Consider the following 15,325-nt stretch of genomic DNA (forward strand, 5'->3'; position numbering starts at 1 on the left):
TTTTTTTAGTACCTTTATTATACCAAGAAATACAATAACGAAATATATTATTTCCAGATTAGTAGTAAATTTACATCATTACACGTTCAACAATTTTAATATCCGGAATTGCTAACAACGACGAACGAATTTGTTGCAACCGATCAGCATTACTGATTTTAATAATTGTTTTAATAGTAATATTCATTAAGTCACTTGAAATATTAGCAGTCATCATTTGAACGGAAGCATTTAAATGACTCAAAACTTTTGTTACATCCACTAACAGTGCTGGACGGTCAATTGCTTCAATACGGATCGCACAATCATATTGTTTATTTTTACAAACTACTTCATTTCAACTAACTTCCACCTGGCGTTCTTGTTTATCACTATTTTGTAAATTACGACAAATTTTTAAATGAACTTTAATACCTTCTGCTTTTGAAACATAACCAGTAATTTTCTCATATGGAATTGGCAAGCAACATTGTGAAATTGCAACCTTAATACTTGAAATTCCTTGCACAATGATATCATCTTTTAATTGGGCTTTTTTATATTGTTTATCTTGTAATTTTTTTAGAATTTTTTCATTTTGACTTGTTTCACGATCTAAATAAATAAGATCAATTGCTTCTTCTAATGTATATTCATCATTAGCAACATCTAGTAAAAAATCTTCAATATTATTATAGTTAATAACATGTAATCGTTCTAATTGTGCTTCGGCATCAACCAATTTTCATTTTAAATCTTTTTTGGCAATATATTCTTCAATCTGACCTTTTGTTTGTTTAATTTTTTCAAGGTTAATTGACTTAGTATCATTAGTTGCTTCAGTCAATTCTTTTTTCAAATATTTCTTAATTTTTTGTAAAGCTGATGATGTCTTCGCAACCACTAATCAAGAATGATTTGGTTTTTGTGTGGCTGCTGTTTTAATATCTACAACGTCCCCTGATTTTAAAACTGTGGAAATTGGGGAAAATAAACCATTGATTTTAGCCCCAATTGTTTTTTCACCAATTTCAGAGTGAATTTTATAAGCAAAATCAAGCACTGTTGAACCAAATGGTAAGGTTACAACTTTTCCGTTTGGTGTTAAGACATAAATTAACGACGAAAAAATATCGTTTTGAATAATTTCCTCCATCATTTGATCAGATTTATAAACTTCCTGTTGGATTTCATCGCGTTCTTGGACTGAAATATTTTCTAAATCTAAAATCCTTTTGAAAATATCTAATCGATCATCAATATCTTTTTGTTTTTTGGCAATATCATAATTTTCGCCTTCCTTATAACGTCAATGTGCTGCAACCCCTTGTTCCGCTAATTCATCCATTTCTTCTGTTCGAATTTGAACTTCAAAAATAACTCCATCGTCAGCAGCAATAGTTGTATGCAAAGACTGATATAAATTGTGTTTTGGCGTCGCAATATAATCTTTAAAACGATTATTTAATGGCGTATAATGTTGGTGAACAAATCCTAATACTTTGTAACATTCATCAACACTATTTGTAATAATCCGAACAGCTAAAATATCATGAATATCATCAAAGTTTTTACCAAATTGATTCATCTTACGATAAATTGCATAAATTGATTTACTTCTGCCAAATACTTTTACCAACATATTTTTTTCCGTAATTAAAATTTGTTTTAATTCTTCAATTTTATGGTTAATAGTATTTTCTCGTTCTTTATTACTTGATTCTAACAAAGATACAATCTTATTATATTGAACTGGATTAATAATTTTAAAACTAATATCTTCAATTTCTTGTTTAACTGCCTTCATACCTAAACGATGGGCAATTGCTGAATAAATTTCTAAACTTTCCCGGGCAATAATTTGTTGTCGTTCTGGTTTTAAATAACCAATTGTTTTTAAGTTATGTAAGCGGTCAGCTAATTTTATGATAATTACGCGAATATCTTTTGCCATTGACAAATATAATTTTCGTAAATATTGAGCTTTAATTTGAGTACGATTTTCTTTCGCAAAATAACTAACTTTCGTTACTCCTTCAACTAAATTCGCAATTTCAATCCCAAACCGATTTTGTAATTCTTCAAAAGTAGCTGGTGTATCTTCTAAAACATCGTGTAATAAACCGGCAATTAATGTTTTTGGTCCCATTCGTCATTGCGCCAAAAAAAAGGTTGTTCATAATGGATGATTAATATAGGGTATTCCACTATTTCGAACTTGGCCTTGATGTTTTTCTTCTGCATATTCATATGCTTTCTGAATTTCTTTTAAGGTTGTTACATCTTTGATGTACAACTTAATTTGGGCTAAGACTTCTTCATATTTAATATCCCGATCCAATATAAACAACCCCTTTTCTTTATACTTTTTATAATTATATACCGTTTAGGTTTAATATTCAATCAGGGTTTTAATTGGATATGAACCTAAATCTTTTTTACCATTTAAATATGTTAAATCAACAACAAAAGCTAACCCAACAACTGTTGCTTGAACCTTCTTAACAAGATTACAAATTGCTTGGACAGTACCGCCAGTTGCTAGAACATCATCAACAATTAAAATCTGATCATTTGGTTTTAAATCATCAAGATGCATCTCTAATTCGTTAGTAGCATATTCATAACTATACTTTTCCCTAACAACTTGCCGTGGTAATTTCCCTACTTTTCGAACAGGTACAAATCGAAGATTTGCCGCATAACTAACCGCCGGGCCAAATAAGAATCCCCGCGCCTCTGGGGCAACAATCACTGTTGCTTTTTGCATAATTGCATATGCTGCTAATTGGTCAACAACTGTTTTAAAAGCAGAGGGGTTATTTAAAATTGGCGTAATGTCCCGAAATACAACCCCTTGTTCTGGATAATTAGGAATATCAATAATAAGGTTTTTTAGTTCCATCTTTTCAAAATTCCTTTTCCAATTTAACAACTAATCATTAATACCAAAGACAATTTGTTCATCAATTTCGACACGTTGTGAATCTAAATAATTTTTAACGCGAATTTTATTTAACGCACGATATTTTTCTAATGCTACTCAAATTGGAATTCCAACAAATAATGTTGCAAACATACCAACAATTAAACCGATTAAAATCACAACATTAAAGCCAAATCATGTTCCTGAAAAGGCAGCTAAAGAAATTAGTAAAATTGCAAACATAATTCCTAATGTCAAACAATGTTGAATCATTTGTTTTATTGTAATATTAGCAACTTTTTGTAAAAAGTTATGTTCATAATTATAAACTCTAAAGTCTTTTCGAACATCACGAATCGTTTTATGATTCTTATTTTTAATATCTTTTGCTACTAATTGAATCCGTTTTAACTGGTCATGATATTGTTTTTTAATTTCTCGTAATTTTAACTCTGGATGTTTTAATGCTAATTTCTTTAATTCTTCTTGATAATAAGCTTTATGAGCTCGACGTAAACGTTTAATTTGACGGCGGTGTTCTGACATATAAGTAAAGAATGTTTCATATTCACGAATATTAATTGCTTTTTTATTTTGTTTTGCCCGAACCATTATCATTGTTGCAAATGCAATTGCAAAACCAAAGATTGCTAAGAAGGCAATTGACATTTCAAAAGTAATTAATAACTGCATAATAATTGCAATAGCAATAGTTGTAATTAAAGTAAATAAACTAGCTACGACAATCCCAACAAATTGTGCTCAATCCAAACGGAATAAAGTATACACAAAGATACATGCTAATCCAATTCCAATACTAATTGCCGCAATTTTCAAAATGTAACCTTCCATAATAGGTTCCGTTTGTTGTAATGCCAATGAAGTATCATCCGGGGTTGCATTATAAAATGATGCTATTGCTGTTAACAATTCACGTTCAAAAGTGCCTTTGGTAATATTGGTACTAACAACTAAAATTCGATTATTAGCACCATTTTCTTGTTGTTTAAGAACATAAATACTATAACTAAAATTATGACTAGATGTTTTACGAAAACTTTCTAATTTTGTTGATAACTTTGCAATTGCTGCTTCATCATCATCATTTCCTCATAGATCTTGATTAATAGTAATATTAATTCCTTGTTTAATTGAATTAGCAACATTTGCTTTTCCAGCAAAGGCAATTGCCATCGCAATTATTAATAACACAATTCCAACAATTGGCGTTCATTTAGTAATATTATAAAATGACCATTTTCCTTGTTTTCGTTGTCGTTTTTTATTATTTTTTGGTGCTTCTACGCTAGCACCATCCGCAATTATTTCTTCATTTGTTGTCGCTGTTACGTCTACCACAGAAGTAGTTTTTAATGCAACGGGTGAAGTTGTTGCAACCTTATTTTTTTTCATAAATAATGTTCATAATGAGAACCTTGCAACATCTAACGATGGATATTTCTCTTGTCAACGCAATTTAATTACAATTCAATACATTAATCGTGCAACAGCAAATACCATCACCATTGAAATAATTAAACCTACCAATAAAATTGTTGCAAACGATTTAATATTATTTGTTCCTTGTCAGAACAATGATAATCCTAAAATAATTAGAACCACTAATGCATCAACAAAAACAGCAATTGTCTGTTTATTAGCAATTTTCATTGCTGGTTCAAATGGAATTTTATTTTCATACCGCTCACGTTTGTAGCGAGAAAAGAACAACAAGTTTCCTTCAAGGGCTAATCCAAAAGCAATCATTAATGCAGCAATACTTTCTGGCGAAATTTGTACTTTCAATAAAGAAGAAAAATACAATGTCGCAATTATTGTAAACAATAAAGTTAAAATTGCAATAAAACCAAATAAACGATAATAGACTAATAAAATAATAAAGATTGCTAATACTAAAACCCCTAAAATAATTAATGAAATTTTAAAGATATTAGCTGAAATTACTGGTGGGATTTCACGATAACCACGAATAATAAATTCTAAACCACTTAAGCCCCCATTAATTAGATTACTAATTTGGCGAGCTTCAGTTTCGGTAGAAGTTGTAATTTGATTTGAATTTTCGGCAGCACCCGTTCCAAGTTTAATCGAATTTCAATTAATAATATGTTCTTTATATAAATTGGTTAATGCTGTATTATATTCAATAATTGTTTGTAAATATGGTCGCAATGGATCAATAAACTGATTTGTTGTGGCAGTTTTATCATTTGGATCAATTAACAACATTTTCGTTGCTACAGAAGTAAAACGGAAACGAGAATCTTGCATTCAACTTTGAACTTGTGAAATTGGTGAATTTAATGCTAAATCCAATAAATTTCCTGTCTGTAATTGCGATGATCCAGCATCATAGTATTCAACGTTAAAAATTTGATAAATATTAGTTCAATCACTTGAAGAAACTTTGCTACGAATTTCAGCATTAAATACAGTTGCAATTGCTTGAATATTTTCCGTATCATGGCGTAAATCATCAATAAATTGACCAATATCAGTTCAAATATATAATGGTTGAGCCTGACCACCACCTTGTGAAGGTTTTAAACTATTAATAATACCGTCTCACTTTGATTGGTCTTTAATTCGTAAAGTAATAATTGGACGGCGGCTTTGGTCAACACCTGTTGTTGAACCAGAAATAACATCGCTTAACGGTGTTCGTTCTTTTGTTCCATTATTATCGCCAACTAATAAATCTTTCCCTTTATTATCTGTTAAATAAATTGCCCCTAAACGTTGAATTGTTTTACTCAAAACATTATAAGATTTAAACATGTCCTTTCCAACAACAACTTCAACGGCATTACGGCCTAATGTTTGTAAATATAAATTTTGATTTGATAAAGGATCTAATTTATTACGTAATAAATCTAATCCTTTTTTACTATCACCATTTGGTGTATCTGGTGAAAAATTAGGATCACTTTTATCAAAAACATTAACTTGAACTTGATACCCACCAGAGTAAGCAATTCCTGTTTTATACGAATAACCAAAACTGTCTGCTGAAAAATAGGCCCCGATAATCATCCCGACCGTTAAAACAAGTAAGGTTCCAATCCGGATAATTAATTTGCTAAGGGCTTTTTTACTCTTTGGTTCTTTAATTGTTTTGATTTGTTTATTCTTGTTCACGTTTTACACCACTGTTCTATTTTAAAACTTTTCTTTATATATTTTACACTATTCTTTGTCTAATTTTATTATTTTATAAACATATCTTTAAAATCTTCTAAGGATAAATCAGCCGCCGTAATTTTTTGATTATTCATAAATTCAATAATTCGATTAATCTTTATATTAAAAATATAATACGCAACTTCGCTAACATCAGCAACTGTTTTATCCACTAAAATCATTTTTAATAAATAATCTGCTACATCTTGTTCCGTAATATTTGGATTAGATAATTTTAAATCAACTGCTTTTAAGCCAATCATTTTTCAAGCATAATTTGCAATTTGTTCTTGTTCTCTTTTGCCATTATGGGGCATACTTACACCTTACCTTAGTTCCAATTATTATTATAACCGACTTCTCAAAAAAATTAAGTAAATTATGCAATATTTTTTAAAAACTCAACTGTTTTATTTGTTAAAACCCGACCACGAGAAGTTTTCATTAAATAACCTTTTTTCTTTAATTTTGTCGAAAACTCTTGATGAAATAAAAAAATCATCAATATGACAATTTGAAAAATAATTTTGTTTAAGATCATGATTTTGCTTTAAATTTTTTAAACATTAAAATATAATACCGTTGATTGTTGTTTTGGTGTTAAACCTTTATGTTGGTATTTTCATTTTCATAGATTTAAATAATTTTGAATATTAGTGAAACCCAAACCATGATAATGAATTAAGGCTTCTTTAAGACTGGATTGTAATTTACTAATCTTATTTAACTTTCGATAACTAGTATCAGGGTTTGTACTAGTTTTGGTAGAATATAGAGTAGAATTTGTTTGTTTTGCTACTAATAAATATAATGGTTGCATGTCAGAAATAATTATTGATTTTTCTTTAATTAATTGCTTATTCATATTTTCAATAATTCATTGTTTTTGTAATCGTTTGGTATTGGTGGATTGAACAAAAATATTATTATTGCTATCAACTACCATTTGAATACAGCATTTGGTATTAGTTGAAAATGGATCAAGATGAGTTTTTCGTTTATCAATTTTATCTTTAAAATTACCTTTATGGATTTCTTTAATAAAAGTTTCATCAATTTGGATTTGACCATTTAATTTTTTAAATTTTAATTGAGTATTTTCTAATTGTTTTGATTGCATTAATTTTTGACGATTATATCAAGCAGTTTTTGGTGTTGTTTTAATAAAACGGGAAATTATTTTACTAGATTGTCCTAATAATGAAATTTGAATTAATAAATTTCACTGTTCATAATTTAAATGACTTCAATAAGTAAAATGATGACGAAAAGCATCAAAACTAGCACGACATTTTTTACATAAATATTTTTGTTTTCCTTCGGGAATATGACCATTTTTAACACAATGATAAGATTTACAATCAGGACATATAATGCCTTTATCTCTAAATTTTTGATCAATTTCATTTAAACGTTTTTGTTTTTTGATTACTTCTGCTTCTTTTTTTATTTTTTCAGCAAATTCTAAAAATTGATCATCTGTAAAACTGTTTTTTAATTCTATAATTATTTTTTCCATCAATTATTTACCTCTATATATTAAAAATATACCTAAAATTAGATATATTCTATAAATATCAAGAGTTTTCGACAAAATTAAAGCCTTTTTTTAATAAAAAAGGTTCTAAATTATTTATAATTGTTAATAATGGATCATCTAAAATTTGACATAATGTGTTTAAACCAACTGGTTGTGTTTGGAAAAGTAAATAAATTTGTTTCAAATAATTTACTTCACTTCATCCTAATCCATCTTGATATACTTTTAAATTAATCAAAATTTCTCTTAACAAATTTAATTCTACTGGCTGCGGAGTTACTAATAAATAATCATAAATTCGGTAAAATAATTGTAAGGCAGATCGGGGATTATTACGACTGTAACTAGCTAAAAACTTTAATTCTTTTGATTGTAATTTTATTCCTGCTTTTAAAAATAAGTTATTTAAAATTTGTTGCATCTCTTCACTACTGTATTCTTCAAAATGAAAAATTGTCGTAAAGCGATTTAATAATGGCTGTGGAACCTGATAAAGTAATGTTGTTGCCGCTAGCAAAGTAAAAGATGGTAATGGCAAACTAACATTTTTTGTATTATAATTTTTTCCGAGCAATAAATTTAAACAATTATCATCTAACACAGGATATAATATTTCAGCAACTTCCCGACTAATCGCATGCACTTCATCAATAAAAACCAAATTAAAGGCTTTTACTTGCATCAAACAACTAATTAAATCACTTGGTTTTTGTAAATTTGGACCATATAAAAGTAATAATTTTTGATCTAAAAAAGTTTTAATCAAATGGGCTAAACTAGTTTTACCAAGACCACTGCCCCCAACAAATAACATATGTTTTAACGGCTGTTGCCGTTTTTGACTAGCTGCCAACATAATCTTCAAATTTATTTTAATATTTTCCTGACCAATATAGTTTTCAAAATTAACAGGTCGAAAATTAAAGGTTGTCATTTTGACTAATTTTAAATAAAACTATTTTTAAATATTGGTCAAGTTTAGTCGGAGCTGGCATAATACGATTAATTACAGAGTATATAACAGATAAAGAATAACCCAATTCTTTTAAACAGTTAATTACTTTATTTTGTAAATTATTATAATTCTTTTTAAAATAAATTTTTTGTAAAGTTTGAAATAATAACCGCGCACTATGGACTTTTAATCCCCTTAATTTTTCAATTTCAGGAATATTATTATGTTGAACAAGCATTAATAAATCTTCAACACTAATTTGTTGCAATAATTTAACAGCAGTTTTAATCCCAATAGTTGGAACAGTTAATAAATCACAAAAAATTTTCTTTGTTGCTAAATCCAAAAATCCAAATCATTGAAAAAAAGTATCATGATCATATCTTAAAAAAGTATACATCTTAAGTTGAACTGTTTTTTTAAAACTAAAACTTTTATTTGTTACTAAATAAATTTCATAACCATAATTATTGTGTTCTAAGTAAATAATGTTTGCATTAAATTGACAAACAGTTCCATAAATAAAATCATACATCTTATCATCCCCTATTTTAAGTTAACTTTGTTCTGAACAAAAATCCTTTCTTAAAATAAAAAAACTCATTGTATCGCCCAAAACCGCTAAAGTAAGAATAGATAAGAATCTATATAATAGTACTTAATGGGGTTTCGTTTAATAAATGAGATTTAATAATATTTATTTTTTAATTATTTATGATCATTTTACATTTAAATTAAAGGTTGCAATATTTTTATATAGATCAGAACCATTGCTTATAATGATTAAATCAACATTTGTTGCTGGGTCACCTTGTTTAACAGTAGCCTCAACACGACTTGTTAAGTGATTAGCCAAATTTTTGGCATCATTTAATACTCTTTTCTGATTAGCAGATAATTGATTCGTAATGGTATTATTTGCCAAAACCGCTCTTAAAATTTCACTGGCACTATTATTATTAATTGCCACTTCTGTTCCCCGTAAATCTTTTGATAATTGATTAATATCAATTCGTTTTGATTTAGCTTGGACAGCAATATTAGTTATTCCATAAAAATTTGTTGCTTTATCAGCATTAATAATAATTGTTGCCGCATAAGCTGTTTGATCTTCCTTAAAACGATCAGAGTTAAATGTTATAATTGTATGTGGATCTTTAATTGCTTCTAATAATTGTGGTTCTAATTTTCCTTTATTTTTTGAACCAACTTCCAATGTTAATAATGCTCTATGTAAATCAGCATTATCATTTTTATTTTCAATCGTAATGACTTGTCGACTTAAATCCCCACCTAATAAAGTAATATTAGTTCGGGGAACAACCTCACCACCATTATCATTTGTGCCGCCCTTATTTAAATAACGATATAATTGTCAACCACCAATTCCAAATCCTGTTAAGGCAATGGCTAAGACAACAATTAGTGATCAAATTTTTCATTGTACTTTTTGATTAACAACTTGAGCTTTTTTTTTCAATGCTACCACTTGGTTCTTCTGTTGCATTTGGTTTACTAAAGTAGTTGTTTCTCCTACGACTGGTTTTGTTACAACAACAATATCATTCCGTTCTTTATCATTACTATTATCACTGGTAGGTGGTATTGTCTCATTCTCTGTCGAAAGTGACTCTTCTAATTTATTATCCGGTTTTATAAATGGAACAAGCGGTGAGCTAACAGTGGATTCATTAGAAGCAGAAACAGGCAATGAAACCGAAACAGGTTTTTCATTAGCAAACGAGGCACGTTCACCAGGAAGAATTGTTGTTGATGGGCGACGACGTGATGGAATTTTATCAATTGTTTCTTGTGATAATTCAATTGTATGACCAATAATTGGAATTTTTGGACTTCCTTTACGATCTAATAAATTAGTCTTTCAAAAAAAAGCATATTTATTGTCAACACAATTAATCAAAGCAATTGGCATTACACCCCGATCATCTTCAATACTAGAAGTCGGATTTATTTCACAAAAAAATAATGCTAAATTATTAACATCTTTTGTACGATCATTTCGAATTGCCAAAATAATCTTTTTAAAAGTTTTTTTACATGCATCGCACATTTCATCATATATATAACGAATATTATTCTGCATTTCTTCTTCCCTTTTTACCTTAAATATATTATGTTACTTTTTGAATTCATTATAATTATATCATATTTTTTAGAATAATATTATACCTTATTACTTTAATTTTGTCGAAAACTCTTGATATTTATAGAATATATCTAATTTTAGGTATATTTTTAATATATAGAGGTAAATAATTGATGGAAAAAATAATTACAGAATTAAAAAACAGTTTTACAGATGATCAATTTTTAGAATTTGCTGAAAAAATAAAAAAGAAGCAGAAGTAATCAAAAAACAAAAACGTTTAAATGAAATTGATCAAAAATTTAGAGATAAAGGCATTATATGTCCTGATTGTAAATCTTATCATTGTGTTAAAAATGGTCATAATCCCGAAGGAAAACAAAAATATTTATGTAAAAAATGTCGTGCTAGTTTTGATGCTTTTCGTCATCATTTTACTTATTGAAGTCATTTAAATTATGAACAGTGAAATTTATTAATTCAAATTTCATTATTAGGACAATCTAGTAAAATAATTTCCCGTTTTATTAAAACAACACCAAAAACTGCTTGATATAATCGTCAAAAATTAATGCAATCAAAACAATTAGAAAATACTCAATTAAAATTTAAAAAATTAAATGGTCAAATCCAAATTGATGAAACTTTTATTAAAGAAATCCATAAAGGTAATTTTAAAGATAAATTTGATAAACGAAAAACTCATCTTGATCCATTTTCAACTAATACCAAATGCTGTATTCAAATGGTAGTTGATAGCAATAATAATATTTTGTTCAATCCACCAATACAAAACGATTACAAAAACAATGAATTATTGAAAATATGAATAAGCAATTAATTAAAGAAAAATCAATAATTATTTCTGACATGCAACCATTATATTTATTAGTAGCAAAACAAACAAATTCTACTCTATATTCTACCAAAACTAGTACAAACCCTGATACTAGTTATCGAAAGTTAAATAAGATTAGTAAATTACAATCGAGTCTTAAAGAAGCCTTAATTCATTATCATGGTTTGGGTTTCACTAATATTCAAAATTATTTAAATCTATGAAAATGAAAATACCAACATAAAGGTTTAACACCAAAACAACAATCAACGGTATTATATTTTAACGTTTAAAAAATTTAAAGCAAAATCATGATCTTAAACAAAATTATTTTTCAAATTGTCATATTGATGATTTTTTTATTTCATCAAGAGTTTTCGACAAAATTAAAGCCTTATTATGGAAATATTTTGTTATTAATATAGCTATAAACTTATTAATTTTTTTATAATTCTAAGATATCTCGTAATTCTGCTTCCGAAAATTTTGTAAAATTAGCATTCTCAGAATTATTATTTAAAACTGCCTCAATTACTTCTTGTTTATTATTTTGAATATCTAAAATCTTTTCTTCAATTGTTCCTTTGGCAATTAATTTAATTAGTTGTACTGCATTTTTCTGTCCAATGCGATGGGCCCGATCAGTTGCTTGATTTTCAATTGAAGGATTCCACCATGGATCAAAATGAATTACCACATCAGCTGATGTTAAGTTCAAACCAACACCCCCTGCTTTTAAAGAAATTAGAAAAACACTAATTGTCTCATCTTCATTAAATTTTTGTGTCATCAGTACACGACTTTCGGAGCGAGTTTTTCCATCTAAATATAAGTATTCTAATTGTAGGTCTTGAACAATCACTTCAATCCGTTTTAAAACAGTTGTAAATTGAGAAAAAATTAAAATCTTATGACCACTACCTCTCAAATCACCAAAAATATCTCGTAAAGCATCTAATTTAGCACTTTCATTATGATATTTCATGTCTAAAATACTAGGATCACAACAAATTTGTCTTAACTTAGTTAGTGTTGCAAAAATTTTCAAACGATGTTGTTGATATTGACCAGCTGTTAATATCTTACTAATTTCTTCCCGCGCGGCATTAGCAAATGCAACATAAATTTTCTTTTGCCGGTCAGTCATTTCCACTAAAATTTTGTGTTCAATTTTTGGTGGTAATTCGGTCATAACATCTTTTTTTAAACGGCGTAAAATAAATGGCGCAATTTTTTGTAATAATTCTTTTTTAACTGTTTCATTTTGTTCACGAATAATTGGAATTTCATATTGTTTTTGAAAATAATGATGATGAAATAAAAAACCAGGTAAAATAAAATTAAAAATTGATCATAATTCACTTAAATTATTTTCAATTGGTGTTCCTGTCAAGGCAAAACGTGGCGTGGCATTTAAAGTTCCAACAATCTTTGCATTAATTGATTGTGGATTCTTAATATATTGTGCTTCATCTAAAAAACAGTATTGAAATTTCAATTCTTGATAATAACTAATATCACGACGTAATAACGGATAAGAAGTAATAATAACCTGAAATTTGTTTATTTCTGAAAATAATAATTCCCTTGTTTTACGCTCACCCGCAATAACTAATGTTTTTAAAGTTGTCGCAAATTTATTAATTTCATTTTTTCAATTATAAATTAAAGCGGCTGGCACAACAATTAAGACCGGCGCCATATTTGGATTTAACTCATATTCTTTTAGAATAAAACTAATTGTTTGCAATGTTTTTCCTAAACCCATTTCATCCGCTAAAATGCCCCCGAATCCTAATGACGCAAGGGTTTTTAACCAAAGATAACCTTTCTTTTGAAAATCACGCATAACTGCTTTTAATGAGGTAGGAACACTAAAGTTATTTTTTTCTAGATGCTTAATTTTAGCAATTAAATTATCAAAATCAAAATTAAATGTACTGTTAAACTCTTTCCATAAATCTAAATTATTATAAACTGTTAAAGCATGATATTTCGGCAATTGTAATTTACCTGTTGCCAATTGCTCTTGTTGAAAATCAAATTGATTAATTAAAGTTGCAAACTTCTGCAATGTTGCTTCTTGTAAATTGATAATTCCCCCATTTGTTAATTGATGATATTTATTTCCCTTATTGATAGCAGTTAAAATTTCACTTAAATTATAATAATCAATGTTTTCTATTTTAAAATCAAATTCTAACCAATCTTTTTTTTGATTGACATTAATTGTTGAACTAATAACATTAAAATCGACTAGTCGAACATTTTTAAAATTATCAGTATAAAAAATTTGGGAAAGGGTTTCTAACACGACCATATGTTCAGATAATAATTTAATAACATAGTTTAAATCATTTAAAATTAAATAATTATATTTCTTAACAAAACCAATTTGTTTTAAAAAATCTAAGTATTTTTGTTCTTGATAAAGATGACGTAACACAATTTTACTATTATTATTATCTTTATTTAATAAATCAATTGTTATTTCTCCATAACGAAAAAATGGTTGTAAAATAATTTCATTTCCCTTAAAATCAAAATAACTTTCAATAATTAATGGTGTTTTTTCCAAGGTATTTAGAATTGTATCATCAATTTGAACGACATCACTAGGATAATCTAACAAAGCAACAATTTCTTTAATAACATTATTAGTTTGTTGGGCCGTAAAAGCAATTTGATTTTGATTAGTCATTGCCATAGTTTGATAAATTTGTCCTAACAAAAAGATATCTTTTTGTTTTAATAAAAAAATCGCTTCATAATCAAAAATACTTCCTTGCTTTGTTGTTAAAACTACTGGCGTTAATTTATTATTAATAATTTGAATTATATTATTGTTTTGTTCAATTTTTAAACTAGGCTGATATTGGTTAACACTAATCCTAACATTTGGATACTCTTTATTATCAATAATTAATTTAATTATTTCATCTTGTAAAGTTTTCAAAAATTGTTCGGTTTGATAAGCAGAAAAGCCAAAACTTTTTGTAATTGAAACCCAAAAAAAATCCATTTTTTGTGTTTGCAAAAAACTTGAAACATTAATAAATTCTCGTTGCAAAAAACGAATTACCTTTTCTGCAAATGGTGAAAAAACAATTTTTGTTGGATATAAAGTGAATTTTTGTGAAATTTCATAACCTTTTAAATAATCTGGATCGAGTGGATTTTTTGCTAAAAATCCTAAAAAATGATAAATATTTTTAATTTCAAAGAACTGCTCATGTTCATAACCCAACTTTAATTGTACTACGGCTGGTTTCTGAAATGTTGAATCAATAATTAAACTGCACTGACAATCAACAATATTTTCTTTAATTTGGTAATTTTGTTTGTTTTTATTAATAAATATTGTTAATAAGTGATCAGTTGCTGTAAATAATGATCGTCATTGTTGAATATTCTCTTTTGACTCATAAAAAGCAAACAATAAGGTTGCAATAATATGCTGGCAAATTTGATGCTGAAAATTATACTCAATACAATTACAACTTTGACGAGTTAAAAATGTCATCTCATTAACAATTGCAAAAACAACATTAACCTCATAATAATCACTATCATTTTTTGCCATAACTTGACAATTAATAATTAATTCTTTTTCATTGTTTGAAGTTTGTTGTTCATCTATTGTTACTAGTTTAACTTTTTTTGTTTGATATAATTGCTCGGCAGCATTAAATGTTCCTAATCTCGTTAGGTTACGAATAAAAGCAAGATTGAAACTTTTCATTTTTTTATAGGCTCCTTTAATAAAAATAATACTATTC

The 15,325-nt window shown here is 27.5% G+C and carries 12 protein-coding genes and 1 pseudogene; 3 read left to right on the forward strand and 10 right to left on the reverse strand.

The features are described from left to right. Window positions 1-70: 70 nt before the first annotated feature. The 9 genes from ACQH24_RS04560 to ACQH24_RS04600 form a co-directional block, all read right to left on the reverse strand. Window positions 71-2,320, reverse strand: coding sequence for a RelA/SpoT family protein (locus tag ACQH24_RS04560; RefSeq protein ID WP_425379456.1), 2,250 nt, complete (start codon window positions 2,318-2,320; stop codon window positions 71-73). Between the two features lie 51 nt (window positions 2,321-2,371). Beyond that, window positions 2,372-2,884, reverse strand: a complete 513-nt coding sequence (locus ACQH24_RS04565) for an adenine phosphoribosyltransferase (RefSeq protein ID WP_425379457.1) — start codon at window positions 2,882-2,884, stop codon at window positions 2,372-2,374. A gap of 30 nt (window positions 2,885-2,914) precedes the next feature. Further along, window positions 2,915-6,064, reverse strand: coding sequence for a protein translocase SecDF, variant type (locus ACQH24_RS04570; protein WP_425379458.1), 3,150 nt, complete (start codon window positions 6,062-6,064; stop codon window positions 2,915-2,917). 68 nt (window positions 6,065-6,132) lie between these two features. Continuing rightward, window positions 6,133-6,423 carry a hypothetical protein gene (locus ACQH24_RS04575; RefSeq protein WP_425379459.1) on the reverse strand — a complete coding sequence of 97 codons (291 nt, stop codon included), beginning with the start codon at window positions 6,421-6,423 and terminating at the stop codon, window positions 6,133-6,135. Between the two features lie 62 nt (window positions 6,424-6,485). Then, window positions 6,486-6,608 carry a hypothetical protein gene (locus ACQH24_RS04580; RefSeq protein WP_425379460.1) on the reverse strand — a complete coding sequence of 41 codons (123 nt, stop codon included), beginning with the start codon at window positions 6,606-6,608 and terminating at the stop codon, window positions 6,486-6,488. Between the two features lie 57 nt (window positions 6,609-6,665). Then, entirely contained in the window at window positions 6,666-7,625 is a 960-nt protein-coding gene (locus ACQH24_RS04585; protein WP_425379461.1) for a transposase, read from the reverse strand. Window positions 7,626-7,674: 49 nt separating this feature from the next. After that, window positions 7,675-8,580, reverse strand: coding sequence for an AAA family ATPase (locus tag ACQH24_RS04590; RefSeq protein WP_425379462.1), 906 nt, complete (start codon window positions 8,578-8,580; stop codon window positions 7,675-7,677). Next, window positions 8,567-9,136, reverse strand: a complete 570-nt coding sequence (gene ruvA, locus ACQH24_RS04595) for a Holliday junction branch migration protein RuvA (protein ID WP_425379463.1) — start codon at window positions 9,134-9,136, stop codon at window positions 8,567-8,569. Before ruvA ends, ACQH24_RS04590 begins: the two co-directional genes overlap by 14 nt. A gap of 177 nt (window positions 9,137-9,313) precedes the next feature. Continuing rightward, on the reverse strand, window positions 9,314-10,705 hold the full coding sequence (locus ACQH24_RS04600) for a hypothetical protein (RefSeq protein WP_425379464.1): 1,392 nt from the start codon (window positions 10,703-10,705) through the stop codon (window positions 9,314-9,316). A gap of 322 nt (window positions 10,706-11,027) precedes the next feature. On the opposite strand from ACQH24_RS04600, the pseudogene ACQH24_RS04605 reads away from it, so the two are divergent. From ACQH24_RS04605 to ACQH24_RS04615, 3 genes and pseudogenes are all read left to right on the forward strand, one after another. Beyond that, window positions 11,028-11,081 (forward strand): annotated as a pseudogene (locus tag ACQH24_RS04605) (hypothetical protein); the annotation flags it as partial. Window positions 11,082-11,279: 198 nt separating this feature from the next. Next, on the forward strand, window positions 11,280-11,549 hold the full coding sequence (locus ACQH24_RS04610) for a hypothetical protein (protein ID WP_425379465.1): 270 nt from the start codon (window positions 11,280-11,282) through the stop codon (window positions 11,547-11,549). Continuing rightward, window positions 11,534-11,839, forward strand: coding sequence for a hypothetical protein (locus ACQH24_RS04615; RefSeq protein ID WP_126821266.1), 306 nt, complete (start codon window positions 11,534-11,536; stop codon window positions 11,837-11,839). The genes ACQH24_RS04610 and ACQH24_RS04615 overlap by 16 nt, the downstream gene beginning before the upstream one ends. A 152-nt stretch (window positions 11,840-11,991) precedes the next feature. On the opposite strand, the gene ACQH24_RS04620 is transcribed toward ACQH24_RS04615, so the two are convergent. Further along, window positions 11,992-15,288, reverse strand: a complete 3,297-nt coding sequence (locus tag ACQH24_RS04620) for an SNF2-related protein (RefSeq protein ID WP_425379466.1) — start codon at window positions 15,286-15,288, stop codon at window positions 11,992-11,994. Between the last annotated feature and the right edge of the window lie 37 nt (window positions 15,289-15,325).

The sequence above is a fragment of the Spiroplasma endosymbiont of Stenodema calcarata genome (assembly GCF_964031205.1).
Classification (GTDB): Bacteria; Bacillota_I; Bacilli_A; order Mycoplasmatales; family Mycoplasmataceae; genus Spiroplasma.